Source organism: Serratia sp. Sp408, from assembly GCF_057180665.1.
Genome location: NZ_JBXUFT010000003.1, coordinates 213,260 through 237,779, shown reverse-complemented (window position 1 = coordinate 237,779; position 24,520 = coordinate 213,260). Strand labels below are relative to the sequence as shown.

Sequence of the window (24,520 nt, the reverse complement as noted above, 5' to 3'; positions counted from 1 at the left end):
ATGGCCATGCAATCTCAAGACATTATTCGTAAATCCGCTACCAACGGCTTCACACCGGCACCGCGCGCGCGCGACCACCAGGAAGAAGTGGCGAAGCTGATCGACGTCACCACCTGTATCGGCTGCAAGGCCTGTCAGGTGGCCTGTTCCGAATGGAACGACATCCGCGATGAAATCGGCCACAACGTCGGGGTGTACGACAACCCCGCCGATCTGACCGCCAAGTCGTGGACGGTGATGCGTTTCTCCGAAGTGGAGGAGAATGGCAAGCTGGAGTGGCTGATCCGCAAGGACGGCTGCATGCACTGCGCCGATCCGGGCTGCCTGAAGGCCTGTCCGTCGGAAGGGGCGATCATCCAGTACGCCAACGGCATCGTCGACTTCCAGTCGGAGCACTGCATCGGCTGCGGTTACTGCATCGCCGGCTGTCCGTTCGATGTACCGCGCATGAACGAGCAAGACAATCGGGTGTACAAGTGCACCCTGTGCGTCGACCGCGTTGATGTCGGCCAGGAACCGGCCTGCGTGAAGACCTGCCCGACCGGGGCGATTCACTTCGGCACCAAGGACGCGATGAAGGAAGTCGCCGCAGGGCGCGTGAGCGAACTGCAAACTCGTGGTTACCAAAACGCCGGTCTGTACGATCCGGCGGGCGTGGGCGGCACCCACGTGATGTACGTGCTGCATCACGCCGACAAACCGCAGCTGTACCACGGTTTGCCGGACAATCCGACCATCAGCCCGGCGGTGACGTTCTGGAAAGGGGTATGGAAGCCGCTGGCGGCCATCGGTTTCGCGGCCACCTTCGCAGCCAGTATCTTCCACTACGTCGGCGTGGGGCCAAACCGCGTCGAAGAGGAAGACAACGACGAGCTGCATGATGAGGAGACGCGCAAATGAGGAAGGAAAAGCCAATTCAGCGTTACAGTGCGCCGGAGCGGATTAACCACTGGATCGTGGCGTTCTGCTTTATTCTGGCTGCCATCAGCGGGCTGGGGTTCTTTTTCCCGTCCTTCAACTGGCTGATGAACATCTTCGGTACGCCGCAGCTGGCGCGCATCCTGCACCCGTTTGCCGGCGTGGTGATGTTCGCGGCGTTTCTGCTGATGTTCCTGCGCTACTGGAAGCATAATCTGATCAACCGGGAAGACATCGTCTGGGCCAAAAACATCCACAAAATCGCCCTGAATGAGGAAGTGGGTGACACCGGACGTTATAATTTCGGTCAGAAATGCGTATTCTGGGCGGCGATCGTCAGTCTGGTGCTGTTACTGGCCAGCGGTATCGTTATCTGGCGGCCGTACTTCGCCCCGGCGTTCCCCATCCCGCTGATCCGCATTGCGCTGCTGGTGCATTCGCTGGCGGCGGTGGGGCTGATCATCGTGATTATGGTGCACATTTATGCCGCATTGTGGGTAAAAGGCACCATTACCGCGATGGTTGAAGGCTGGGTGCCGGCCGCCTGGGCCAAGAAACATCATCCACGCTGGTACCGAGAGGTCCGCGAAAAACAACAGGAAGATAAACCCTGATGAGTATCCGCATCGTTCCTAAAGAGCAGTTAGGGGCACAGCGTGAGAAGACGACGGCGGCGGAAGCAATTCCGCCGTTGCTTTTCGCCAATCTGAAGAGCCTGTACAGCCGTCGCGCTGAGCGCCTGCGCCAGTTGGCGGTCGATCACCCGCTGGGCGATTACCTCAACTTTGCTGCAACCATTGCCGAGGCACAGCAGCATGCGCTGTATGACAACCCGCTGACGCTGGATCTGTCCGATGCCCTGAGCCAAAGTGCCGCCAGTGGTAAACCGCCGCTCGACGTCGGCGTTTATCCACGCAGTGAACATTGGCAGAAACTGCTGACGGCGCTGATGGCCGAACTGCGCCCGCAGGCGCCCGATCACGTCGCGGTGGTGTTGGACAAGCTGGAAAAAGCCTCGTCCCACGAACTGGAGCTGATGGCCGGCGCGTTGCTCAACCGTGAGTTTGCACAGGTCGGCAGTGAGAACGCGCCGTTTATCTGGGCCGCGCTGTCGCTGTACTGGGCGCAAATGGCCAGCCTGATCCCCGGCAAGGCGCGCGCCGAATATGGCGAACACCGGCAGTTTTGCCCGGTGTGCGGCAGCATTCCGGTATCCAGCATGGTGCACATCGGTACCGTCAACGGCCTGCGCTATCTGCACTGCAACCTGTGCGAAAGCGAATGGCATGTGGTGCGCGTGAAGTGCAGCAACTGCGAGCAGAGCCGCGATCTCAATTACTGGTCGCTGGACAGCGAGCAGGCGGCGGTGAAGGCGGAAAGCTGTGGCGACTGCGGCACCTATCTGAAGCTGCTGTATCAGGAAAAGGATCCGAAGGTGGAAGCGGTAGCCGACGATCTGGCCACGTTGATCCTGGACGCAAAAATGGAAGACGAAGGTTTTGCGCGCAGCAGCATCAACCCGTTCCTGTTCCCGGGCGAATAGGGGGTTGAAGGCGTGGTGTGCCGCGCCTTCAACCGACCAGCAGGCCAATTTCAGCGTGCGTGTCTGGCATTCGGCGAAGTGACTTGCTACGTTTACGCAATGACGCGCAACGCGAAAGGAAAGGGACGATGCTGAAGACGATAGCGAAATTTGCCACGGTGGCCGCACTGGTTGCCGGCCTGGGGGGGTGTGACAACCCTGACACCAAACAGCCGACGGTGCCAAAACCCGACCCCAAACCCACCGCTGCGCAAACGGCGCCGCCAGCAGCCAAGCCAGAACAGCCGAAACCCGCGCTGCCAAAGGGCCTGAGCGTGTCGATGCAAAAAGGCAACATCACCTTTGAACTGCCGCCGGGCTTTAGCGATCAAACCAAATACAGCGGCATTATCAACGACAGCAAATCCCATATTCAGCTGTTCCTGGACAGCAAATCGCGCCAGCGTACGGTATCGTCCGAAGTGATCCCACCGGACGGTATGAAGCTGAATAACAGCGATAAAATGCTCAACGAGCTGATGCAGAGCATGATGACCGAGCTGTCCGATCGCTATCAGAACATCAAGCGAACCAAAGAAGAAAACCTGGTGATCGGCAAACAGAAGTTTCACCGTCTGGATACCGAACAGAGCGTTAACGGGCAAAAAGTGGTTTCCACCATCATGCTGACGGTGTTCAATAAACGCGTGGTTACCTTGCAAATGCTATCCCCGGCTAAAACGCCGGAGGTGCATCAGGCGCTGGTGCAGCGGATTATCGACACGCTGGCGGTGAAATAACAACCCAGTGGTTTGCCAACCGAGGGGGAAGACTGATGAAGCTTATTGGCAGTTACACCAGCCCTTTTGTACGCAAAATCTCCGTCATGCTGCTGGAAAAGGGCATGGTGTTCGAATTCGTCAACGACCCACCGTACGAGGCCGGCAACCGGGTGGCGGAGTTTAATCCGCTCGGCAAGGTGCCGGTGCTGGTGACTGATGACGGCGAGGCGTTCTACGACTCGCGGGTGATTGCCGAATATCTGGAACTGTTGCCCGACGCCCCGGCTTTTTTGCCGGCCGATCGCGCTGGCGCGCTGCGTATTCGCCAGATTGAAGCCTTGGCGGACGGTGTGACGGAGGCGGCAGCAACGCTGTTTCGTGAAAGCCGACGCGCGCCGGAAAAACAGGATGAAAGCTGGATGTTGCGACAGCGCGAAAAACTCCAGCAGGGCCTGGACGAGCTTGAGGCGCTGGCGCAGCAAAAAACGCTGCTGAATGGCGAACGGCTGACGCTGGCCGATATTGCTACCGGTTGTGCGCTGGGTTACCTGAACTTCCGCCGTATCCTGCCAAACTGGTGCGTAGGGCGCCCGACGCTGATTAAGCTCGCCGAACGGCTGTTTGCCCGTGAGAGCTTCGCGCGGACGCTGCCACCCTGACTCCCCATGGCACAGGGGCGTGATTGTTGCGCCCATCCTGCTGATATAGATAAAAAATAGAGCAATCATGAGCACAGCAGCCCATTCACTTTACAGCCAATTACCCGCCATCGATCGCCTATTGCGCGAACCGGCGATTGAACCGTTGGTCGCCGCCCATGGCCAGACGCTGATCGGCGATCTGCTACGCCAGCTGCAGGCGCAGGCCCGGGTGGAGATTCAACGGCACGCGCAGCTGCCGGCATGGTGTAACGACTGGCCACAGGCCTTGCAGGCGCGCCTGCTTCAGCAGCGGCAACCGGCGATGAAAACGGTATTCAACCTCAGCGGCACCGTACTGCACACCAATCTGGGGCGCGCGCAGCTGGCGCAACCGGCCATCGAGGCCATCGAGCGGGTGATGGGGGCGGCGGTCACGCTGGAATACGATCTGGACGGCGCCGGGCGCGGTCATCGCGATCGCGCGGTGGCGGATCTGCTGTGCCGACTGACCGGCGCGGAAGATGCCTGCATCGTCAACAATAACGCGGCGGCGGTACTGCTGATGCTGGCGGCGGTCACACCCGGCAGGCAGGTGGTGGTGTCGCGCGGCGAACTGGTGGAGATCGGCGGGGCGTTCCGCATTCCGGACGTGATGCGCCAGGCCGGTTGCGAACTGGTGGAGGTCGGTACCACTAACCGTACCCATCTGAAGGACTACCGCAATGCCATCAACGAACGCACCGGTCTGCTGATGAAAGTACACACCAGCAACTACTGCATTCAGGGCTTTACCGCTGCGGTGGACGAAGCCGAACTGGCAGCATTGGGGCAGCAGCACGGCATTGCCACCGCCACCGATCTGGGCAGCGGTTCGCTGATCGACATGACGCAGTACGGCCTGCCGGCGGAACCGATGCCGCAGCGTCTGTTGGCCGCTGGCGTCGATCTGGTGACCTTTTCCGGCGACAAGCTGCTTGGCGGCCCACAGGCCGGGATCATCGTCGGCAAAAAAGCCATGATCGCCCAACTGCAACAACACCCGCTAAAGCGCGCGCTGCGCGTCGGCAAAATGACGCTGGCGGCGCTGGAAGCCACGCTGCGCCTCTATCTGCAACCCGAACTGCTGGCGCAACAGCTGCCGACGCTGCGTTTGCTGACCCGACCGCAACAGCAGATGCAACAGGCCGCCGAACGCCTGCTGAGGGTACTGACGCCGCGTTTCAGCGAACAGTTCCTGCTGCGTGCCGAGCCATGCTGGTCACAAATCGGCAGTGGCTCGTTGCCGGTCGATCGCCTGCCAAGCTATGCCCTGACTTTCGCGCCGCTGGATGGCCGCGGCGCCACGTTAGAACGGCTGGCTGAGCGTTGGCGCGGGCTGCCGCAGCCAATTATTGGCCGTATCAATGACGGCAAGCTGTGGCTCGATTTGCGCTGTCTGACGCAGGAACAGGCGCTGGTTGAGGCGCTAAACCGATGATTATCGCCACCGCCGGCCATGTCGATCATGGCAAAACCACGTTATTGCAGGCGATTACCGGCATCAACGCCGACCGGCTGCCGGAAGAAAAACGGCGTGGTATGACCATCGATCTGGGTTATGCCTACTGGCCACAGCCCGATGGGCGGGTACTGGGATTTATCGACGTGCCAGGGCATGAAAAATTCCTCGGCAATATGCTGGCGGGCGTTGGCGGTATCGATCATGCGCTGCTGGTGGTGGCCTGCGACGATGGCATCATGGCGCAAACGCGCGAGCATTTGGCGATCCTGCGTCTCAGCGGTCGGCCCCGGTTGACCGTGGCGTTGACCAAGGCGGACCGGGTCGACCCGGCGCGAGTGGAGGAGGTGGCGCAACAGGTCAGCGCCGAACTGGCGCAGCAAGGCTGGACGCAGGCGCCGCTGTTTGTCACCGCTGCCACGCAGGGTAGCGGCATCGAGGCGCTGCGTCAGCATTTACTGACCCTGACGCCGGCGCAGCATGCGTTAACGCGCCGTTTCCGGCTGGCGGTGGATCGCGCGTTCAGCGTCAAGGGCGCGGGTCTGGTGGTCACCGGCACCGCGCTGGGCGGCACGGTGGCGGTTGGCGATACGCTGTGGCTGACTGGCGCAGCGGTTGCGGTGCGGGTGCGCGGTTTGCATGCGCAGAACCAGGCGGCAGATCGGGCTCAGGCCGGGCAGCGCATCGCGCTGAACATCAGCGGTGACGTCAGCAAAGACGCGGTGGCACGCGGCGACTGGCTGGTGGCACAACGCCCGCTACAGGCGGCGCAGCGGCTGCTGGTGATACTGGAGCAGGATCGGCCGCTACAGCATTGGCAACCGGTGCATGTGCACCATGCCGCCAGTCACACCACCGGCCGCGTAGCGTTGTTACAGGCTCCTCTGGCCGAACTGATCCTGGATCGACCGCTGTGGCTGGCGGAGGACGACCGGCTGGTGCTACGCGATATCGCTGCCCGTGAAACCCTTGGCGCGGCGCGCGCGTTAACGCTGGCGGCACCGGCGCGCGGCAAGCGGCGGCCGGAGTACCTGGCGTGGCTGGCGCAGCTGGCACAGGCGCAGGACGACGCACAGCGCCTGGCGCTGCAATTGCCGCAGGGGCCGCTGGATCTGGCGGCCTTTGCCTGGGCGCGGCAGCTGACGGACGACGGGCTGGCGCAACTGCTGGCGCAGCAACCGCTGCTGAGCGTCGATGGTATGGCGCTGGCGACGGACAATGTCCAACGGGCGCAGCAGCAGCTGTTGCAGGTATTGGCCGATTATCATCAGCAGCATGGCGACCAGTTGGGGCTGGGGCGGGCCCGCTTGCGGCGCATGGCGTTGCCAACGCTGCCGGAACCGCTGGTGTTTTTGATGATTGAACGGCTGTTGGCGGACGGCTTGCTGCGCAATACTCGCGGCTGGCTGCATTTGCCGGAGCACGGTCTGGCGTTCAGCGCATCGCAACAGGCGCTGTGGCAGCGCATTGAACCGCTGTTTGCCGAACAGCCCTGGTGGGTGCGGGATCTGGCTGACGAACTGGGCGAGGATCAACAACAGGTGCGCGCCACGCTGCGCAAAGCGGCGCAGTTGGGCCATGTGACGGCGGTGGTGGTCGATCGCTATTACCGCAGCCAGCGCATTGAACAATTCGCCGCCTTGATCCGCGAGCTGCACGCCAGCCAAGGCAGTGCCAGCGCGGCAGATTTCCGCGATCGGCTCGGCGTGGGCCGCAAACTGGCGATTCAGGTATTGGAGTTTTTCGACCGCAGCGGCTTCACCCGCCGCAAAGGCAATCAGCACCTGCTGCGCGATAGCGGGCTGTTTGGCGGCTAACCGCCGGCCGTCATCCTCTGGCGGCCACCTCCCTGCCAGCGCAGTCCATCCGAGACGGGCGCTGGCTCTGTTTCCCTGCCGCCGAAATCCCCCTGCTCTAGGATTATGCTGATTTTTTCGTCACCGACATTGCACGGTGGCGTTGTTTTATAAGTATTATTTTAACAATACTATAACCATGCTGTGACAATCACGGTTGTTCTTGGCCAACGCTTGCGGCTACAGTGACGCTGCACGCGCCTGCGCGGGCGCCGTGCGCGCTGCCCGTCGCGTACGGTTGATTCAATAGATGCACTACCACACTTATTAAGCACATTCATTAACCCGCGGTCCAAGGGCGCATGACATGAAGATTATTAAGCCGTTGCGTCTGAGCGTATTACATCGGCCTTTCCGTTTTCAGGGTAAAAACCATCTTGGCGTCTCGGTAATTGCGCTGCTGGATATGGGGCCGACGCCACAGCTACGCCCCGAAGTGGAGCTGTGGCAACTGGCGGCGGCGGAGTTGCAGGCCAGCGGCGGCGTCATCGATCTGGCGATGCCCAAGGCACGCGCCGAATTCCTCGCCACCGGCCACGCTTACACCCACCATCAGACGGACAAAACCGCCTGCGCGGTGCGTATTGACGTCGACAGGCTGAGTAAGCGCCTGACGGTGTATGGCGATCGCGTCTGGTCTGGCTCGCAACCGACGCCGCCACGCAAGTTTGACGCGATGCGCCTCGACTGGAGTCGCGCGTTTGGCGGCGCGGGCCATGAGGAAAACCCGCATGGCATCGGGGCCAGCGAAGAGCAGCACGACGGTGCGACCTATCGCCGCCTGCCGAATATCGAGTCAGCGCAGGCCCGCATGACGTCACCGCGCCAACAACCGGAGCCGGTGAGCTTTGGCCCGCTGGACATCAACTGGCCGCGCCGTAGCAAACGCCTGGGCAGGGCTTATGACGCCCACTGGTTGCAACACGACTTCCCCGGACTGGCGCGCGACGCCGACTGGCGGGTATTCAATGCCGCCAGCCCGGACCAGTGGTGGCCGGAACAGGATGCGCTGCCGCCCGAGGCCGCATGGCGCATCTGGAACATGCACCCGAGCAAGCCGCTGCAGAGTGGAACCTTGCCGCCATGGCAGGCGCGTTGCTTTATCCATCGCCAGCGCGGTGAGGAGACGCTGTTTGAGGAAATGACGCTGCGTGCCACCACCCTGTGGTTCTTCCCGCACCTTGAACAGATGATGCTGATTTGGCAGGGCAGTCAACGGATTAACCAAGACGACGCCGCAGACGTGCTGCAACTGATGCCGGCACTGGAAAAAACCGGTGCCAGCCGTTCGCTCAACCACTATCGCAAAGTGCTGACTCAGCGTCTGGACAAGGAAAAGGGGGCGCTGTTCGCCTTCCGGGAACAGGATCTGCTGCCCGCAGAGACGATTGGCCCGTGGATTGACAGCGAGGTGCAGCAGCACAACAGCCCGATGCAGGACAATATGCAGCGGCGGGTCAGCCGGCTGCGCGAGCTGCATCGTGCCAGGCTTGAAGACAGCGGCAGCGATAGCGATATTGATGGGTTACTGGCGCAGTGCCCGGCGCCGCCAATGCCCACGCTGGATGAACTGCCAGAGTTTGTCGAGGCGCTGGAACGCCAGGCCGACGAACTGCAGGCGCAGGCCGCAGCGCGTAAAGCCGAGATGGAAACCCGGCGCGGCGTGAGGCCGGACGACGGACCGCGTGGCCCGGAGTCGATGTACCGTATGCAGGAACTGCTGTATCAGCATGCGGACAGCATGACGGAAAAAAAACTGACGCAAAGCCGCGAGTCGCTGCACCGCATGTACCTGATGGCGGTACAACACCAGCCACCGGCGTTGCGCATGGCCGGCGACATGGCGCAGATTATGCGTCAGCGCGCGCAAACGACCCAGGCGCAGGGGGGGGACTTCAGCGGGCTGGATTTCACCGGTGCCGATTTTTCCGGCATGGATTTTCGTGGTGCCAACTTCCGTCGGGCGTTGCTGGAAAATGCCAATCTCAGCGGTTGTCGCCTGGACGGCGCCGACTTCAGCGACGCCATGCTGGCACGGGCCGATCTGCGCCACAGCTCGCTGCGCGGCTGCAACCTGCAACAGGCCAGCCTGGCGCTGGCGCAATGTCAGCAGACCGATTTTAGCGGCGCCGACCTGAGCGAGGCCCAACTGGATAACGCCCTGTTTGAACAGTGTGACTTCAGCGATGCCATCTTTAAAACGCTGATGCTGCGTCAGGTCGGCTTCAGCCACTGCCGTTTCCAGCGTGCCACGCTGGAGGGCTGCGTGTTTATCGGCCTGACGTTGCCACAGCCCGACTTCAGCGCGGCAAAACTGCATAAAACGGTGTTCCAGCACTGCGACTTGCAGGCCGCGCTGTTCAATGACGCGCGCCTGGAGAGCTGCAACTGGGTGGCCAGCGCGCTGCCGCAGGCGCAGTTTAACGGCGCGACGCTGCTCACCTGCGCGGTAGTGATGGACAGCAACCTGAGTGGCGCGAACTTCGGCAATGCGACGCTGATCGAAAGCAACCTGCGGCAGGCGTCGCTGGCGGGGGCGGATTTTAGCCTGGCGAAGTTGGAAAACAGCGATCTCAGTGAAGCAAACTGCCAGCGGGCGCGATTTATCCGCGCCAATCTGGTTGGCAGCCTGTTTATCCGTACCGATTTCCGCCAGGCAAATTTCACCAATGCCAATCTGATGGGCGCACTGCTGCAGAAAACCCAACTGGGCGGTGCCGATTTTAGCGGCGCCAACCTGTTCCGCGCCGATTTGTCACAATCTTCCACTAGCATGACCACGCGGTTGGATAACGCCTATACCCAGCGGGTAAAAACGCTGCCGAAGCATGACGGGGAACGGATATGACGACGCTGAGCGCGGCGGAGCTACAGCAGAAAATTCGCAATGGCCAGATGATTGATGCCTGCAACCTGGATGGCCTGGATCTGCAAGGGTGCGATCTGTCCGGCGGCGTTTTTCAGCAGGTATCGCTGAACGGTGCCAACCTGCAGGCAGCGAACCTGCATGAGACGGTGTTCAACGAGTGCTCGCTGCGGGGGGCGACGCTGAGCGGCGCCAACCTGCGGCAAACGGTGTTTCACGACGGCGATCTGTCGCGGTTGCAGGTCGGCGATAGCCTGCTGGTGCAGTGCATCTTTAACCAGTGCGCGCTCGGCGGCAGTGATTTTTCCCGCAGCCGGTGCGACGCCACGCAGTTCATGCAGTGCCCGCTGCAACACAGCCGTTTCAGCCAGGTGCGGCTGGAGCGCACGACCTTTTTTGAATGCGAGCTGGATGAGGCGCAGCTGGAGCAATGCCACGGCCTGCTGGCCACCTTCTATGCCATCGATCTGCGTACCACCTGTCTGCGTCAGGGCCAGTTCGAACAGACGGTGTTCTTTAACTGCGATCATCGCGGTAAAAGCTATGCGCAGCAGCGCTTTAGCGGCTGTCAATTTACCGATAACCGGCTGGATGAGGTCGATTTCAGCGGCGCTCAACTGACGCAGTGCAATTTCAAGGGGGCGTCGCTGCGCAAGGCGCGGTTGTGCAAGGTGAATGCCAGCCAGGCGCTGTTTATGGGCGCGGATCTTACCGGTGCGCACTGTCAGGACAGCCTGTTCGATCAGGCGCTGCTGGTTGGCGCGCTGTTGCGGCAGGCCGATTTTGCCCGCAGCCGCCTGTTTCAGAGCGTATTGCAGCAGGCGAACGCCGAGGAGGCCCGCTTCGCCGGCTGTGATTTGACCTACAGCGACTTTACCGGCGCGCGGCTGCTGCGTGCCGATTTCCGCAACGCCCGTTTTTCCCGCAGCCGTTTTCACCGGGCGCAGCAGGAAGGGGCCCGTTTTACCGACCGTCGGGGCATCCTCGACTATGATGAAGAGTTATTGGCCGCTGAGGCCTGGAGCATTCAGCATCAGAGCCGCCGTTAAGGAGAGAGTAGATGAACAATATCAACCATAGGCTGGTGCAGGCGGTGACGCCGCCGCTACAGAGCGCGGGGGTAGTGACCCACTGCTTTGCCAACGGTAGTCTGAGTGTGGAAAGCGAAGGGCGTGGCTGGCACTGTCAGCGCGCGGCCAGCTGCGTGATTGCGCCGCAGGTCGGCGATCGGGTACTGGTCGCCGGGGTAGACGATCGGGTGTGGCTATTGGCGGTGCTGGAACGCGCCAATTCGACGGCGGCGGAACTGAGCGTGCCGGGCGATTTGCATATCCGCAGCGCCGGCGAGATCAGCCTCAGCAGCGAGACGCTGCGCGTCAGCGCCAGCCAGGGCGATTGCCATATCAGCGACATGCAGTACAGCGGCGACAAACTCTCCGCCTGGGTCAGCCTGTCGCGCACGGTAGGCAAACATGCCGAATCGGTCTGGCAGACCATCACCCAGGTCAGCCATAACCTGCTGCGCACCACGCGGCAGACCGAGCAGGTGCGCGCCGGTCAACTGGATATGCAGGCCGACGGCTATGCCCGCCTGCACGCGCAAAATACCGTGATCACCTCGACGGCCATCACCAAAGTGGATGCCGAACAGATCCATATGGGATAAGGAGCCTGCGATGTTTGCCAACTGCCAACTGATGGGAATGGATTTGGCGTTTCCCGATGTCTGTCTGACGCCGACCCCCACCCCGACGCCGATCCCCTACCCGGACATCGCGCTCGGGCCGACCGCCATTCCCAACGCGCTGAACATCCTGTTTATGGGCATGCCGGCGCATAACATGGCCACCGTGACGCCGCTGACCAACGGCGATAATCCGGGCGTCGCCACCGGCGTGGCATCCGGAACGGTGATGGGGCCATCGCGCCATCTTACCGGCTCCTTTACCGTGCTGCTGAAAGGCACGCCGGCCACGCGTCTGACCAGCGTCAGCCTGCAGAATTCGACCAATGCCGTCGGGATGCGTACCGTCCCCAGCCAGTTCAAGGTGCTGATGCTGGCGCCCTGAGCGCCGCAGTAAAACATTGCAATCCAGTCATAGGGATAAAAGCCCATGTTTGATCGTATCACCGTGACCACGCCGGCAGGCGACGGCGCACTGAAATTCTGGAAGCTCAGCGGAACGGAAGGCGTTTCGCGCTCGTTTGAACTGGACGTGACGCTGCTCAGTCGCGATGCCCGACTCGATCGCCGGGCGATGCTCGGCCAGCCGATTGCCTTGACCATTCCCAGCCCGCGGTTGTTGGCCGCGCCGCGCTACCTCAACGGCAAGATCACCTCGGTGAACGTGCACAGCGCGGATATCAACGGCGAGCGTTACGCGGTCTACACGCTGACGATGGAATCGGACCTGTGGCCGCTGAAGCGGGACCGCAACCAACGCATCTTTCAGAACCAGAGCGTGCCGGCGATCGTCAAAACGCTGCTCGACGAGTACGGCGTGCAGTTGGAAAGCCAGCTGTCCGGCAGTTATCGCAACTGGGAATACTGCGTGCAGTATCAGGAAAGCAGCTATGACTTCATCTCGCGTCTGATGGAGCTGGAAGGCATTTATTTCTTCTTTCGCCACCAGGCGGATAAACACACGCTGGTGCTGTATGACGCGCCCCAGCAGCACCGGCCGTTCAGCGGTTATGAAACCATTCCCTATCACGCCACGCCGTCCGGCGGCAGTACCGGCGAGGAGGGCATCGGCCAGTGGGCGATCTCCGAGCGGGTGACGCCGGGGATCTACAGCATCGACGACTACGATTTTCGCAAACCGCATGCGTGGCTGTTTCAGGCGCGGCAGAATCCCGCCTCGCCGGCGCCGGGCCAGATTGACTACTACGACTGGCCCGGTCACTTCGTCGAGCACAGCCACGGCGAATTCTACGCTCGGGTGCGCCAGGAGGAGTGGCAGGCGGAGCACCAGCGTATCGACGCCACCGCGACCGCACTGGGCATTGTGCCGGGCTGCACCTTTACCCTGACCAATCCGCCGTTTGTCAGCGACGGCGGCGAGTATCTGGTGCTGAGTGCGCGCTATCAGCTGGAGGAAAACAGCTATGCCAGCGGCGGTGAGGACGCGCTGCACCGCATTGACCTGGCGGTGATCCCGGCGGCCACGCCGTTCCGTTGCGCGCAGCGCACGCCATGGCCGCGCACCCACGGCCCACAGACGGCCAGGGTAGTCGGGCCGCAGGGCGAATCCATCTGGACCGACAGATACGGGCGCATCAAGGTGAAGTTCCACTGGGACCGTCTGGCGAAAGGGGATGACACCAGTTCGTGCTGGGTACGGGTATCCAGCGCCTGGGCCGGTCAGGGCTTCGGCGGCGTGCAGATCCCGCGGGTCGGCGACGAGGTGGTGATTGACTTTATCAACGGCGACCCGGATCGGCCGATCGTCACCGGTCGGGTGTATAACGAAGCAAGCATGCCACCGTGGGCGCTGCCCGCTGGCGCCACCATGATGGGCTTTATGACGCGCTCGAAAGATGGCCATATCGACAACTCCAGCCACCTGTTCTTCGAAGACAAGGCGGGGTCGGAGCTGGTGCAGCTGCACGCCGAAAAAGACATGAACATTTCGGTGGAAAACGATCAAACGGTCACCGTGGACGGCAATCGCACCACCACCATCCAGAAACAGCAGAAGGATGAGGTGGTTGGCAACGCCATTTTCGACTATCACGGCACCCGCACCACCACCGTCGATAAGTTGGAAAGCAAAACCTTCAAACAGGGCGAAAAGGTCACCATCACCAACGGGCGCAATGCCGAAGTGACCAGCGGCGGGGAAAACGTCAAGGTGACCGGCAAGCGCTTTGCGGAAACGGTGGGTGAAGAAGAGCATCACGTTTCGCAAAAGGTGACGCGCAAATACGGCGCAGGCATGGATTCATACCTGACCGGCGATCGCTATGACGAAATCACCGGCAAGCGCCATAACGTCGTCACCCAGGACGTCACGGACGAGCTGCGCGGTAATCTGAACCAGACGGTGACCAAAAATGCCGATACGCACATTCTTGGCAGCTGGACGCAGACGGTCGACGGTGGCGTGACCATTACCTCACCAAAGAAAATCACCATCGACAGTGCGGAAAAAGTCAGCATCAAGACGCCGGCGGCGTTTGAATACAAGGATCATAAGGAAACCGCCTCGATGTTCTCGTTTGATTTCACGGCGGCAAAAGTGGTGACCGAGGGCTATTCGATGAGCGTAACCGCCAGTGGCAAGCTGGGGCTGACCAATATCAAGTTCGACAAGACGGCCTTTGACCTGTCGACCAGCGAAGGGCGGGTGGAGTTCGTTAACGCAATGGCACACGTCGGGCAGATAATGTCGTCGTTTAACGGCCTGACCATGTTCAGTTGAGGAACGTTTTGATGAAGTTTGCGATTTTGATTTCGGTGATTATTTTTGCGGGTTTTTTTGGCTATCTGGCGCATCTTTTTTACCGCGATCACAAGATAGAAACGCAGGGGCGCACCCTGCTGGCGCGGGTAGAAGAGGTGCATTACCGCAGTTCCAACGATAACGGCACCGTCAATATCCGCTACCGGCTGTCATGGCAGGAACAGGGGGTTACCCGCGAGGTGGAAGGCAAGGACACCATTCCGGCTTTTTACTCCTCAAAAGTGCAGCAAGGCAGCGAGGTGACGATCAGATACCTGGATGACCAGCACGTTGCGTTTGTGTTTGATCAACGCCGTTAAGCCGAATCTGATATTGCGTTTTTGACTTGTCGCCCGCTTTGGCACTCTATACCCTGCGTGGTTAATTTGTTGACGTTAAACACCATACAAGGGCGGGGATGAGCAATAAAATAGGCTGGATCGATAACTTGCGTGCCATGGCATGCATGATGGTGGTGATGATCCATGCCACCACCTACTACGTGACCAACCCACTGACGGTGGCACCGTCGGTGTGGGACAGCGCCAACCTGTTGAATTCCCTCTCGCGCGTCGCGGTACCGCTGTTCTTCATGATCTCCGGCTTTCTGTTTTTTGGCGAGCGCAGCGCCAACCGTAAGCATTTTGTGCGCATCGGCTGCTGCATCCTGTTCTATAGCATCATTGCGCTGATTTACATCGCCTTTTTCACCAAGATCGGCTTTTGGCCGTCGCTGCGCAGCCTACTGCTGAAGCCGGTGTTTTATCACCTGTGGTTTTTTTATGCCATTGTGGTGATTTACCTGCTTTCGCCGCTGATCGGCGTCAAAGCGGTTTCTGGCGGTTATCTGGCGACGGCGATGGCGATCCTGGCGGTCGTCGCCAACCCGAACACCCCGACGCTGACTGCCGATAATGTGCGCCTGCTGCCGGTGAATCTCTATATCCATGGCGACACCTTTTACTACCTGCTGTACGCGCTGGCGGGTCGGGCGATTGGCATAATGAACACGCAATACCGTGGCATCAGCGCCCTGGCGGTGGCGGCGTTCGTTGCCTGCGTGGCGTTGATCGCGTTTGGCACCGGGCACCAGACGCAGATTAACGGTAACTTCGCCGACACCTATTACATCTACAGCGGTCCGCTGGTGTTTATCGCCGCGCTATCGATGCTGGTGTGGTGCAAAAACCACCTGTCGCAGCCGGTGGGCTGGTTAAGCGTTTTTTCCCGACATTCGCTGGCGATATACGGTTTTCACGCCATTATCGTCAACGTTATGCGTAATCAGGGCTGGGTCATCAGCCGCTATCCGCTACTGGATATTCTGTGGGTGTTTGGCGTCGCGCTCGGCCTGAGCCTGCTGTTGTCCATTGGTTTGCAGAGGCTGGACAAGCGCCGCCTGGTGTCATGATAGCGGGCGGGCAGCGGCAGCTGCGCCGATAGCCGCCCGCTAGCGCCGGTGTGGGTTACGCCTTGTTGAGGCTGCCGTACACCAGACGCCCCTGATGGAAGGTGGCGCTGCGTGGCGGCAAGCGCGCGACCGCTTCGGCGGAGCAGCTGGCGTGGACCAGCACAAAACCGGCGTCATCACCCACCTGCGGCCAGACGCGCTGGCCGGCATCGTTCAGCGGCAGCACGTTACCGGTGGCGATCGCCATGGCACGCGACAAATGATACTCATCCGAGCCGCGATACAGCTGGGCATACAGATTGGCCTTTTCCAACATATCGCCGCTGCCAAACGGTGACCAGTGGTCGATCACGCTGTCGGTTCCGGTCATCACAAATACCCCTTTTTCCGACAGCTGTGGCAGCGGCATCATCAGGCTGCCGATCGGCACCGTGGAGGCAATGGTGATCTGCTGGGCGGCCAGGCGAGTGGCGGTTTCCGCCAGTTTTCCCGGGCTGAGGGTGGTCAGCGCGAAGGCGTGGCTGATGGTGACCTTGCCGCGCAGCGCCGGGTTTTTTTCTACGCTGGCAATCATGTAATCGATCGCCGCCACGCCGGCCGGGCTGGTTTCGTGCAGGTGAATATCCACGCCCTTGCCGCTGTCGAGGGCGATCTGGAACATGGCATCCAGCGACTTTTCCATTGCGCCGTCGACGTTGGTCGGATCCAGACCGCCAACGTACTGCACGCCCATCTGCATGGCTTCGCGCATCAGACCGTCAACCTTGGAGTGCAGCAGGCCGTGCTGCGGGAAAGCGACAATTTCACAGCTGAAGTCGTCGCGGTGTTTTTCCAGCGCGCGTTGCAGGTGTTCCAGGCTTTTCAGCCCACTGACCGGATCGATGTTGCAGTGGCTGCGCGCGACGCTGCTGCCCTTTGATTGCAGCAGCGCGATCAGCCCTTCGGCCCGTTGCTGCGAGGTTGGCAATAACGTTGGGATCAGTTTCTGCTCCAGCGCAATCATATCCATGATGGTTTTGCCCTGACGTGGGCGCGGTGCCTGCCATGGGCCACCGTAAAAGGTTTTGTCGAGGTGGATATGCATATCGCGCATGGCCGGCAGCAGTAACAGGCCGTTGGCCTGATAGCGTGGCAGCGTAGCGTCGAGTTGCGCATTGGCCGGGTGAATCGCGGCAATCTTGCCGTCGTTGATTTCCAGCGTGTACAGCGCGGTGCGGGTGCCAATCACCGTATCGCCGTCGTATTCAAAGCCGTCTTCCAGCCGGACATTGCTCAGCAGGTAATGGCGCGCGGTCAGTGGCGCCGCGGTGGATGGTGCCTCGCCGCGGGCGGCGGTCGGCTCGGCAGCGTGAGCGACGCCGCCGGTCAGGCCAATCACCGCGCAGGCGGTGGTGATCTTCCCGGTCTGCGCCAGGAAAGCTCTGCGGCTTTGTTGGGTGTTTTCCACGTTCAATTCCTTAATCCAGAGGTGAAGTGCTGCAAATACAGCCACCAATCTAAGAAAGGAATGCGCCGGTTGGCAGTGACATTTATCACTGGTGATTATTCGATTTGGCAATGATAGCTTCCGTGCTCATCGCCAGCCGGGCATCGGCAGAGGCAGGGCCGGGAGCGACCCTGACTCGGTTACATCAACGGCAACAGGCAGCGGTACAGTTGGCGGAAGGTGTCGCGCCGTGCGGCATAGTGCTGATGGCGTTCGGCATCCGGCGTGTGGAGCTGCTCCAGCGGTAGGGCGGGCAACAGTTCGGCCAGCGGACGCTGCGGATTGAGGGCGATCTGCGCCAGCCGCGCCGCGCCCAGCGCCGGGCCGACGTCGCCGCCGGTGCGGTATTCCAGCCGCTGGCCGCTGATGTCTGCCAGCATTTGCCGCCAGAACGGACTGCGCGCCCCGCCGCCAATCAGCGTGATGCTGCTGGGTTGCAGGCCGCTGGCGTGTAGCACATCGATGCCATCAGCCAGCGCGAAACCAACGCCCTCCAGTACCGCGCGTGCCAAATCATTTGGGCCATGCTGGTGGGTCAGCCCCCAGAAAACGCCCTTGGCGTTCGGATTGTTATGCGGGGTGCGCTCGCCGGACAGGTACGGCAGGAACCAGACTGGCGTTTCCGCCGGCGGCGCCTGTTCGACGTTGCGCAGCAGCGTGGCGACATCGTCAACCCGGGTCAGTTGGCATACCCAGTCGAGACATGAAGCGGCGCTGAGCATCACCGACATCAGGTGCCAGCGCTCGGGCAGCGCGTGGCAGAAGCTGTGCACCGCGCTGGCCGGGTTACTGAGGAAGCCGTCACTGACGGCGAAATAGACGCCAGAGGTACCGAGCGACAGCATCGCCTGTCCCGGTTGATACAGCCCTACGCCGATGGCGCCAGCGGCATTGTCGCCGCCGCCGGCCACCACCGGCACCGGCGGCAACTGCCAGCGTTGTGCCAGCTCGCCGTGCAGTTGCCCGGTCAGTTGGTTGCCCTCGACCAGCGTCGGCATCTGCTCGCGGCTCAGGCCGCAGGCGGCCAGCAAGTCGTCGCTCCAGTCGCGCCGCGCCACGTCCAGCCACAGGGTGCCGGCCGCATCGGACATGTCGCTGGCGAACTCACCGGTCATGCGCCAACGCAGGTAATCCTTTGGCAGCAGCACCTTATCAATTTGCTCAAAGATTTGCGGCTCGTGCTGCTGCACCCACAGCAATTTTGGCGCGGTGAAGCCGGGCATCATCAGGTTGCCGGTGATGGCGCGCGAGTGCGGCACCGCACGCTCCAGTGCCTGGCACTGCTCGGCGCTGCGGCCGTCATTCCATAAAATGGCCGGGCGCAGCACCCGCTGTTGCTTGTCCAGCAGGGTGGCGCCGTGCATCTGACCGGTCAGGCCGATAGCCCGTACCTGTTGCAGCGCGTGCTGGCTGCCGAGCGCCAGCATGGCGCGATCGGTGGCGTGCCACCAGGCCTGCGGATCCTGCTCAGACCACAGCGGCTGCGGGCGGGAAACCGTCAGCGCCTCGCTGTGGCTGGCCAGCAGCTGTCCCTGCTCATCGAGCAGAATGGCCTTCACGCCGGAGGTGCCGAGATCGATGCCAATGTACATAGGGGATCCTTTTGCTTAACGGCGGCCGCCTGGCCGCCGCGTGTCACCAATTAACCGAACAGGTAACGGTTTACCAGATTTTCATACAGCTCCTGATGCCCGCTGCGGTGTTCCGGTGCCAGATTATGCTGTTCGGCGTACTTCGCCAAGGCTTCCAGCGACAGTTTTCCTTGCAGGATCTGCTGGCCCAGCTCGCCGTTCCAGCCGGCATAGCGTTTGCCGACCTGCTGATGCAGTTGGCCGTCTTCGACCATTTTTGCCGCCACCTTCAACGCCAGCGCCATGGTGTCCATGGCACCGATATGGCCGTAGAACAGGTCATATTTATCGGTGCTCTGACGGCGAACCTTGGCGTCGAAATTGAGCCCGCCGGTCGTGAAGCCGCCAGCTTTGAGAATTTCGAACATCACCAGGGCGTTTTCTTCCACGCTATTCGGGAACTGATCGGTATCCCAGCCCAGCTGTGGATCGCCGCGGTTGGCGTCGACCGAGCCGAAGATACCGAGCGCGATGGCGCTGGCGATTTCATGATGGAACGAGTGGCCGGCCAGGGTAGCGTGGTTGGCTTCGATATTGACCTTGATTTCTTTTTCCAGGCCGAACTGTTTGAGGAAGCCGTACACCGTTGCCACATCGTAATCATACTGATGCTTGGTTGGCTCCTGCGGTTTGGGTTCGATCAGCAGCGTGCCCTGGAAACCGATTTTGTGTTTGTGCTCGACCACCATCTGCATGAAGCGGCCGATCTGTTCACGCTCCTGACGCAGATCGGTATTCAGCAGGGTTTCATAACCTTCGCGGCCGCCCCACAGCACGTAGTTTTCACCGCCGAGACGCTGTGTGGCGTTCATCGCGGTGAACACCTGCGTGGCGGCCCAACTGAACACTTCCGGATCCGGATTGGTGGCGGCGCCGGCGCCGTAGCGCGGGTGGGTAAAGCAGTTGGCGGTGCCCCACAGCAGCTTCACGCCGCTGCTGTGCTGTTTTTCCGCCAATACGTCGGTCATCAGCGCAAAATTGTTGATGTACTCTTTCAGCGACGCGCCCTCCGGCGACACGTCCACGTCATGGAAGCAGTAGAACGGCACGTTCAGCTTGTGGAAGAACTCGAAGGCGACGTCGGCCTTGCGCTTCGCCAGCGCCAGCGCGTCACCCGGCTGTTGCCATGGACGATCGAATGCGCCGACGCCAAACATGTCGGCGCCGTTCCAGCAGAAGGTGTGCCAGTAACAGGCGGCAAAGCGCAAGTGGTCGGCCATACGCTTGCCGAGGATGATTTCATCGGGGTTGTAATGGCGAAACGCCAGCGGATTGCTGCTGCCGGTGCCTTCGTAACGAACTTGTTCAAGTTGATCAAAATAGGGTTGCATTCTCGACTCCTTGGTAACGGGGCCCGGCGTACGGGATGCGTTAATCTTCGGAGTTCATGGCGCAGGTCACAATTACGTTATTTCACACTCAAATTCAGAGAATTATTAAATGTGCGGCGGATCTCATATTGACAATTATTTTGGCTTGGCGGGAATGTGCCAGGCGTTTTCATTTGCGGTAGATGAATGTTACAGGGTTAAAACATGATCGCTATCATAAAACCAACATTAAACCAAAAAACGTAATTAGCAGGTAAAAATCAGTAATTGCCGAAGTACAAATAAGCGACAACAATCCGCTGGAGGTTAATCGATAAAAACGCCTTTCAATTATTGCCCTACAATTCAATAAAGAAGGTATATAAGATGAAATTTAAGCACTTATTCCTCTCTGCCTGCGCCATGCTGGTGCTGGCCAGCCAACCAGGATTCGCGAAAGAGATTAAAATCGGCATGGCGATCGACGACCTGCGTCTGGAACGCTGGCAGAAAGACCGCGACATCTTTGTGAAAAAAGCCGAATCGCTGGGCGCGGACGTGTTTGTCCAGTCCGCCAATGGCAACGAAGAAACCCAAATGGCGCAGGTTGAAAACATGATCAACCGCGGCGTCGACGTGCTGGTGATCATCCCCTACAACGGCCAGGTACTGAGCAACGTCATCAGCGAGGCCAAGCGCGAAGGGATTAAAGTGCTGGCCTACGATCGCATGATCAACAACGCCGATATCGATTTTTATATCTCGTTCGATAACGAAAAAGTGGGCGAATTGCAGGCTCAGAGCCTGGTGCAGCGGGTGCCACAGGGTAACTATTTCCTGATGGGGGGTTCGCCGGTGGACAACAACGCCAAACTGTTCCGTCAGGGGCAGATGAACGTGCTGAAGCCGCTGATCGACAGCGGCAAGATCAAGCTGGTCGGTGACCAGTGGGTTGACGCCTGGCTGCCGGAAAACGCGTTGAAAATCATGGAAAACGCCCTGACCGCCAACAACAACCATATTGATGCGGTGGTGGCCTCCAACGATGCGACCGCCGGCGGTGCGATTCAGGCGCTGTCTGCACAGGGGCTGGCGGGCAAGGTGGCGATATCCGGCCAGGATGCCGATCTGGCAGCGGTGAAACGCATTATCGCCGGCACCCAGACCATGACGGTGTATAAACCGATCAGCAAGCTGGCGGACGAAGCGGCCGGCATCGCGGTGCAACTGGGCAACGGTGAACAACCCAAGTCCAACGCCAAATTAAATAATGGCAGCAAAGACGTTCCAGCCTGGTTATTAACGCCAATTTCCGTCGATAAGACCAATATCGACAGCACCATTGTTGCCGATGGCTTCCATAAAAAGAGCGATCTCGATAAATAAACCGTATCGAGTCATTGCGCGGAGGTAATAATGCCCTGCCTATTGGAAATGAAAAATATCACCAAGCAATTCGGCGTAGTTAAAGCGGTCGACAATGTCAGCCTGCAGCTGGATGCTGGCCAGGTATTATCATTATGTGGTGAAAATGGTTCGGGGAAATCAACCTTGATGAAAGTGCTGTGCGGAATATATCCGCACGGCAGTTACCAGGGCGAAATTTATTTTTCCGGCGATCTGATCACGGCGAAAAATATTCGCGATACCGAACAAAAGGGCATTGCCATCATTCACCAGGAACTGGCGCTGGTCAAACAGATGACGGTGCTGGAAAACATGTTTCTCGGCAGTGAATGGGGGCGTTTTGGCCTGATGGATTACGATGCCATGTACCTGCGCTGCCAGCGGATGCTGGCGCAGGTCAAGCTGGCGGTGGATCCCAATACCCGCGTCGGTGAGCTGGGACTGGGCCAGCAGCAGCTGGTGGAGATCGCCAAGGCGTTGAACAAGCAGGTGCGTTTGCTGGTGCTGGACGAACCGACCGCCTCGCTGACCGAGAGCGAAACCGCGACGCTGCTGGCGATCGTTCAGGATCTGCGGGATCACGGCATCGCCTGCATTTACATTTCGCACAAGTTGAACGAGGTCAAGGCGATTTCGGATCTGATCTGCGTGATCCGCGACGGCAAGCCGATCGGCACCCGTTCGGCGGCGACCATGAGCGAGGATGACATTATCGCCATGATGGTAGGTCGCGAGCTGACCGAACTGTATCCACAGGCGCCGCACGACATTGGCGAGGTGGTGCTGCAGGTTGATCAACTGACCGCCTGGCACCCGGTAAACCGGCATATCCGCCGGGTGGATGAGGTGTCTTTCACCTTGAGGCGCGGCGAGATCCTGGGGGTTGCCGGCCTGGTCGGCTCTGGCCGTACCGAAACCATGCAATGCCTGTTCGGCGCCTATCCCGGCCGCTGGCAGGGCAGCATTCGCATTGACGGCCAGGCGGTGACTCTCGGCAACTGCCGTCAGGCGATGCGTCATGGCATCGCCATGGTGCCGGAGGATCGCAAACGGGATGGCATCGTGCCGGTGATGGGCGTCGGCGCCAATATTACGCTGGCGGCGCTGGGGCAGTTTAGCGGCCCGCTGTCGATGCTGGACGACGCGCAGGAACAGGCCACCATCCAGCAGTCGCTGGCGCGGCTCAAGGTAAAAACCGCCTCGGCGGAACTGGCGATTGGTCGCCTGAGCGGCGGCAATCAGCAAAAGGCGATCCTCGCCAAGTGCCTGCTGTTAAAGCCGAAAATCCTGATTCTCGATGAGCCGACGCGCGGCATCGATATCGGCGCGAAATACGAAATCTACAAATTAATCAATCAGTTGGTTCAGCAGGGCATTGCGGTGATCGTGGTGTCTTCCGAACTGCCGGAAGTACTGGGGTTGAGCGATCGGGTGCTGGTGATGCACGAGGGCAAGATCAAGGCTTCGCTGGAAAACCGTAATTTGACCCAGGAACAGGTAATGGAAGCCGCGTTGAGGAGTGAAAAGCATGTCGAAAAATACCCAGTCTGAGGCGAGCCTGCCGCCAATGGTCGAGAAAAAATCGTTACTGCCGCTCAAGTCGCTTAATCTGCAAGTCTTTGTGATGCTGGCGGCGATCGTGGCGATCATGCTGTTCTTTACCTTTACCACCGAGGGCGCCTATCTCAGCGCGCGCAATATCTCCAACCTGCTGCGCCAGACGGCGATTACCGGCATCCTGGCGGTCGGCATGGTGTTCGTTATCGTGTCGGCGGAAATCGATCTGTCGGTTGGCTCCATGATGGGGTTGCTGGGCGGTGCCGCGGCGATCTTTGACGTCTGGCTCGGCTGGCCGCTGCCGTTGACCATCGTGGTTACCCTGCTCGCCGGTCTGCTGCTCGGCGCGTGGAACGGTTGGTGGGTGGCGTACCGCAAGGTGCCGTCGTTCATCGTCACGCTGGCCGGCATGCTGGCGTTTCGCGGCATTCTTATTGGCATCACCAACGGCACCACCGTAGCGCCGACCAGTAGCGCGATGTCGCAAATCGGTCAGAGTTATTTGCCGGATGGCCTGGGTTTCGGCTTTGGCGCGCTTGGTCTGATGCTGTTTGTCGCCTGGCAGTGGCGGCGGCGCAGCAAACGTGTGCAGTTGGGTCTGCCGGTCGCGGCGGCGGGAGGCGATGTGACCCGGCAAAGCATTACCGCAGTGATTGTGCTTGGTGCGGTGTATTTGCTGAATGACTATCGCGGCGTGCCTACGCCGGTACTGATCCTGACGGCGTTGATGCTGGCGGGGATGTTTATGGCGACTCGCACCGCATTTGGCCGGCGCATTTACGCCATCGGCGGCAATATCGACGCGGCGCGACTGTCGGGTGTGAACGTGGAGCGTACCAAACTGGCGGTGTTTGCCATCAACGGTTTGATGGTGGCGATAGCCGGTCTGATCCTCAGTTCACGCTTGGGTGCCGGTTCACCTTCGGCAGGCAACATTGCCGAACTGGACGCCATCGCCGCCTGCGTGATCGGCGGCACCAGTCTGGCGGGCGGTATCGGCAGCGTGGCCGGGGCGGTGATGGGGGCGTTTATCATGGCGTCGCTGGATAACGGCATGAGCATGCTGGATGTGCCGACGTTTTGGCAATACATCGTGAAAGGCGCAATCCTGCTGCTGGCGGTGTGGATGGACTCGGCGACCAAACGCCGGGCATAAGCGCGCTACCTCACAAATCTTGCCGCATTTTTAC

At 60.3% G+C, this 24,520-nt stretch carries 20 protein-coding genes; 17 read left to right on the top strand and 3 right to left on the bottom strand.

Going from position 1 to position 24,520, the window contains the following annotated elements:
* The 14 genes from fdxH to AC2AXP_RS13450 all read left to right on the top strand — a co-directional run bounded on the left by fdxH (nt 1) and on the right by AC2AXP_RS13450 (nt 15,939).
* The gene (gene fdxH / locus AC2AXP_RS13515; RefSeq protein WP_004957087.1) at nt 1-900 is read left to right on the top strand and encodes a formate dehydrogenase subunit beta; all 900 of its coding nucleotides are present in this window, start codon (nt 1-3) and stop codon (nt 898-900) included.
* On the top strand, nt 897-1,532 hold the full coding sequence (gene fdoI / locus AC2AXP_RS13510; RefSeq protein ID WP_004957089.1) for a formate dehydrogenase cytochrome b556 subunit: 636 nt from the start codon (nt 897-899) through the stop codon (nt 1,530-1,532). Before fdxH ends, fdoI begins: the two co-directional genes overlap by 4 nt.
* Nucleotides 1,532-2,461, top strand: a complete 930-nt coding sequence (gene fdhE / locus AC2AXP_RS13505) for a formate dehydrogenase accessory protein FdhE (protein WP_004957092.1) — start codon at nt 1,532-1,534, stop codon at nt 2,459-2,461. The genes fdoI and fdhE overlap by 1 nt, the downstream gene beginning before the upstream one ends.
* Nucleotides 2,462-2,589: 128 nt before the next feature.
* Entirely contained in the window at nt 2,590-3,240 is a 651-nt protein-coding gene (locus tag AC2AXP_RS13500; protein WP_004957093.1) for a DcrB-related protein, read from the top strand.
* A gap of 35 nt (nt 3,241-3,275) precedes the next feature.
* The gene (locus AC2AXP_RS13495) at nt 3,276-3,881 is read left to right on the top strand and encodes a glutathione S-transferase (protein WP_484381751.1); all 606 of its coding nucleotides are present in this window, start codon (nt 3,276-3,278) and stop codon (nt 3,879-3,881) included.
* Between the two features lie 67 nt (nt 3,882-3,948).
* Nucleotides 3,949-5,340: an L-seryl-tRNA(Sec) selenium transferase gene (gene selA, locus AC2AXP_RS13490; RefSeq protein WP_004957099.1), complete on the top strand. Its 1,392-nt coding sequence runs from the start codon at nt 3,949-3,951 to the stop codon at nt 5,338-5,340.
* Nucleotides 5,337-7,178: a selenocysteine-specific translation elongation factor gene (gene selB, locus AC2AXP_RS13485; RefSeq protein WP_484381750.1), complete on the top strand. Its 1,842-nt coding sequence runs from the start codon at nt 5,337-5,339 to the stop codon at nt 7,176-7,178. Before selA ends, selB begins: the two co-directional genes overlap by 4 nt.
* A 346-nt stretch (nt 7,179-7,524) precedes the next feature.
* Nucleotides 7,525-10,065, top strand: a complete 2,541-nt coding sequence (locus AC2AXP_RS13480) for a DUF2169 family type VI secretion system accessory protein (protein ID WP_484381749.1) — start codon at nt 7,525-7,527, stop codon at nt 10,063-10,065.
* A complete protein-coding gene (locus tag AC2AXP_RS13475) occupies nt 10,062-11,132 on the top strand; it encodes a pentapeptide repeat-containing protein (RefSeq protein ID WP_484381748.1) in 1,071 nt (356 codons plus the stop codon). Before AC2AXP_RS13480 ends, AC2AXP_RS13475 begins: the two co-directional genes overlap by 4 nt.
* 11 nt (nt 11,133-11,143) lie before the next feature.
* Entirely contained in the window at nt 11,144-11,749 is a 606-nt protein-coding gene (locus AC2AXP_RS13470; RefSeq protein WP_004957108.1) for a DUF3540 domain-containing protein, read from the top strand.
* A 10-nt stretch (nt 11,750-11,759) separates the two neighbouring features.
* Entirely contained in the window at nt 11,760-12,152 is a 393-nt protein-coding gene (locus tag AC2AXP_RS13465; protein ID WP_004957110.1) for a DUF4150 domain-containing protein, read from the top strand.
* 45 nt (nt 12,153-12,197) lie between these two features.
* Entirely contained in the window at nt 12,198-14,507 is a 2,310-nt protein-coding gene (locus tag AC2AXP_RS13460; protein WP_004957111.1) for a type VI secretion system Vgr family protein, read from the top strand.
* Between the two features lie 11 nt (nt 14,508-14,518).
* The gene (locus tag AC2AXP_RS13455; protein WP_004957112.1) at nt 14,519-14,848 is read left to right on the top strand and encodes a DUF3592 domain-containing protein; all 330 of its coding nucleotides are present in this window, start codon (nt 14,519-14,521) and stop codon (nt 14,846-14,848) included.
* Nucleotides 14,849-14,946: 98 nt separating this feature from the next.
* Nucleotides 14,947-15,939 carry an acyltransferase gene (locus AC2AXP_RS13450; RefSeq protein ID WP_088499818.1) on the top strand — a complete coding sequence of 331 codons (993 nt, stop codon included), beginning with the start codon at nt 14,947-14,949 and terminating at the stop codon, nt 15,937-15,939.
* 55 nt (nt 15,940-15,994) lie between these two features.
* Here AC2AXP_RS13450 and AC2AXP_RS13445 read toward each other — a convergent pair whose 3' ends face one another.
* From AC2AXP_RS13445 to xylA, 3 genes are all read right to left on the bottom strand, one after another.
* On the bottom strand, nt 15,995-17,386 hold the full coding sequence (locus tag AC2AXP_RS13445) for an amidohydrolase family protein (protein WP_039991496.1): 1,392 nt from the start codon (nt 17,384-17,386) through the stop codon (nt 15,995-15,997).
* A 179-nt stretch (nt 17,387-17,565) separates the two neighbouring features.
* On the bottom strand, nt 17,566-19,017 hold the full coding sequence (gene xylB, locus AC2AXP_RS13440) for a xylulokinase (protein ID WP_004957120.1): 1,452 nt from the start codon (nt 19,015-19,017) through the stop codon (nt 17,566-17,568).
* Between the two features lie 50 nt (nt 19,018-19,067).
* Complete coding sequence (xylA, locus tag AC2AXP_RS13435) at nt 19,068-20,387, bottom strand: xylose isomerase (RefSeq protein WP_004957122.1); 1,320 nt, start codon at nt 20,385-20,387, stop codon at nt 19,068-19,070.
* A 366-nt stretch (nt 20,388-20,753) separates the two neighbouring features.
* Between xylA and xylF the strand changes: the two genes are divergently transcribed.
* The 3 genes from xylF to xylH are packed head-to-tail and all read left to right on the top strand — an operon-like array spanning nt 20,754 to nt 24,486.
* A complete protein-coding gene (gene xylF, locus AC2AXP_RS13430) occupies nt 20,754-21,752 on the top strand; it encodes a D-xylose ABC transporter substrate-binding protein (protein ID WP_004957128.1) in 999 nt (332 codons plus the stop codon).
* A 30-nt stretch (nt 21,753-21,782) separates the two neighbouring features.
* Nucleotides 21,783-23,324 (top strand): xylose ABC transporter ATP-binding protein, encoded by a 1,542-nt coding sequence (locus AC2AXP_RS13425; protein WP_039991497.1) that lies wholly within the window; start codon nt 21,783-21,785, stop codon nt 23,322-23,324.
* Nucleotides 23,302-24,486, top strand: a complete 1,185-nt coding sequence (gene xylH / locus AC2AXP_RS13420) for a xylose ABC transporter permease XylH (protein WP_371902065.1) — start codon at nt 23,302-23,304, stop codon at nt 24,484-24,486. The genes AC2AXP_RS13425 and xylH overlap by 23 nt, the downstream gene beginning before the upstream one ends.
* The last annotated feature ends 34 nt before the right edge of the window (nt 24,487-24,520 follow it).

Excerpts from the sequence above, each read along its gene's own strand:
- AC2AXP_RS13500 (WP_004957093.1), top strand. The coding sequence starts at position 2,590 with ATGCTGAAGACGATAGCGAAATTTGCCACGGTGGCCGCACTGGTTGCC.
- AC2AXP_RS13465 (WP_004957110.1), top strand. The coding sequence starts at position 11,760 with ATGTTTGCCAACTGCCAACTGATGGGAATGGATTTGGCGTTTCCCGAT.
- xylA (WP_004957122.1), bottom strand. The coding sequence starts at position 20,387 with ATGCAACCCTATTTTGATCAACTTGAACAAGTTCGTTACGAAGGCACC.
- AC2AXP_RS13480 (WP_484381749.1), top strand. The coding sequence starts at position 7,525 with ATGAAGATTATTAAGCCGTTGCGTCTGAGCGTATTACATCGGCCTTTC.
- AC2AXP_RS13475 (WP_484381748.1), top strand. The coding sequence starts at position 10,062 with ATGACGACGCTGAGCGCGGCGGAGCTACAGCAGAAAATTCGCAATGGC.
- AC2AXP_RS13495 (WP_484381751.1), top strand. The coding sequence starts at position 3,276 with ATGAAGCTTATTGGCAGTTACACCAGCCCTTTTGTACGCAAAATCTCC.
- selA (WP_004957099.1), top strand. The coding sequence starts at position 3,949 with ATGAGCACAGCAGCCCATTCACTTTACAGCCAATTACCCGCCATCGAT.
- AC2AXP_RS13460 (WP_004957111.1), top strand. The coding sequence starts at position 12,198 with ATGTTTGATCGTATCACCGTGACCACGCCGGCAGGCGACGGCGCACTG.
- fdxH (WP_004957087.1), top strand. The coding sequence starts at position 1 with ATGGCCATGCAATCTCAAGACATTATTCGTAAATCCGCTACCAACGGC.
- xylB (WP_004957120.1), bottom strand. The coding sequence starts at position 19,017 with ATGTACATTGGCATCGATCTCGGCACCTCCGGCGTGAAGGCCATTCTG.
- fdhE (WP_004957092.1), top strand. The coding sequence starts at position 1,532 with ATGAGTATCCGCATCGTTCCTAAAGAGCAGTTAGGGGCACAGCGTGAG.
- AC2AXP_RS13455 (WP_004957112.1), top strand. The coding sequence starts at position 14,519 with ATGAAGTTTGCGATTTTGATTTCGGTGATTATTTTTGCGGGTTTTTTT.
- AC2AXP_RS13470 (WP_004957108.1), top strand. The coding sequence starts at position 11,144 with ATGAACAATATCAACCATAGGCTGGTGCAGGCGGTGACGCCGCCGCTA.
- AC2AXP_RS13450 (WP_088499818.1), top strand. The coding sequence starts at position 14,947 with ATGAGCAATAAAATAGGCTGGATCGATAACTTGCGTGCCATGGCATGC.
- fdoI (WP_004957089.1), top strand. The coding sequence starts at position 897 with ATGAGGAAGGAAAAGCCAATTCAGCGTTACAGTGCGCCGGAGCGGATT.
- selB (WP_484381750.1), top strand. The coding sequence starts at position 5,337 with ATGATTATCGCCACCGCCGGCCATGTCGATCATGGCAAAACCACGTTA.
- xylF (WP_004957128.1), top strand. The coding sequence starts at position 20,754 with ATGAAATTTAAGCACTTATTCCTCTCTGCCTGCGCCATGCTGGTGCTG.
- AC2AXP_RS13425 (WP_039991497.1), top strand. The coding sequence starts at position 21,783 with ATGCCCTGCCTATTGGAAATGAAAAATATCACCAAGCAATTCGGCGTA.
- xylH (WP_371902065.1), top strand. The coding sequence starts at position 23,302 with ATGTCGAAAAATACCCAGTCTGAGGCGAGCCTGCCGCCAATGGTCGAG.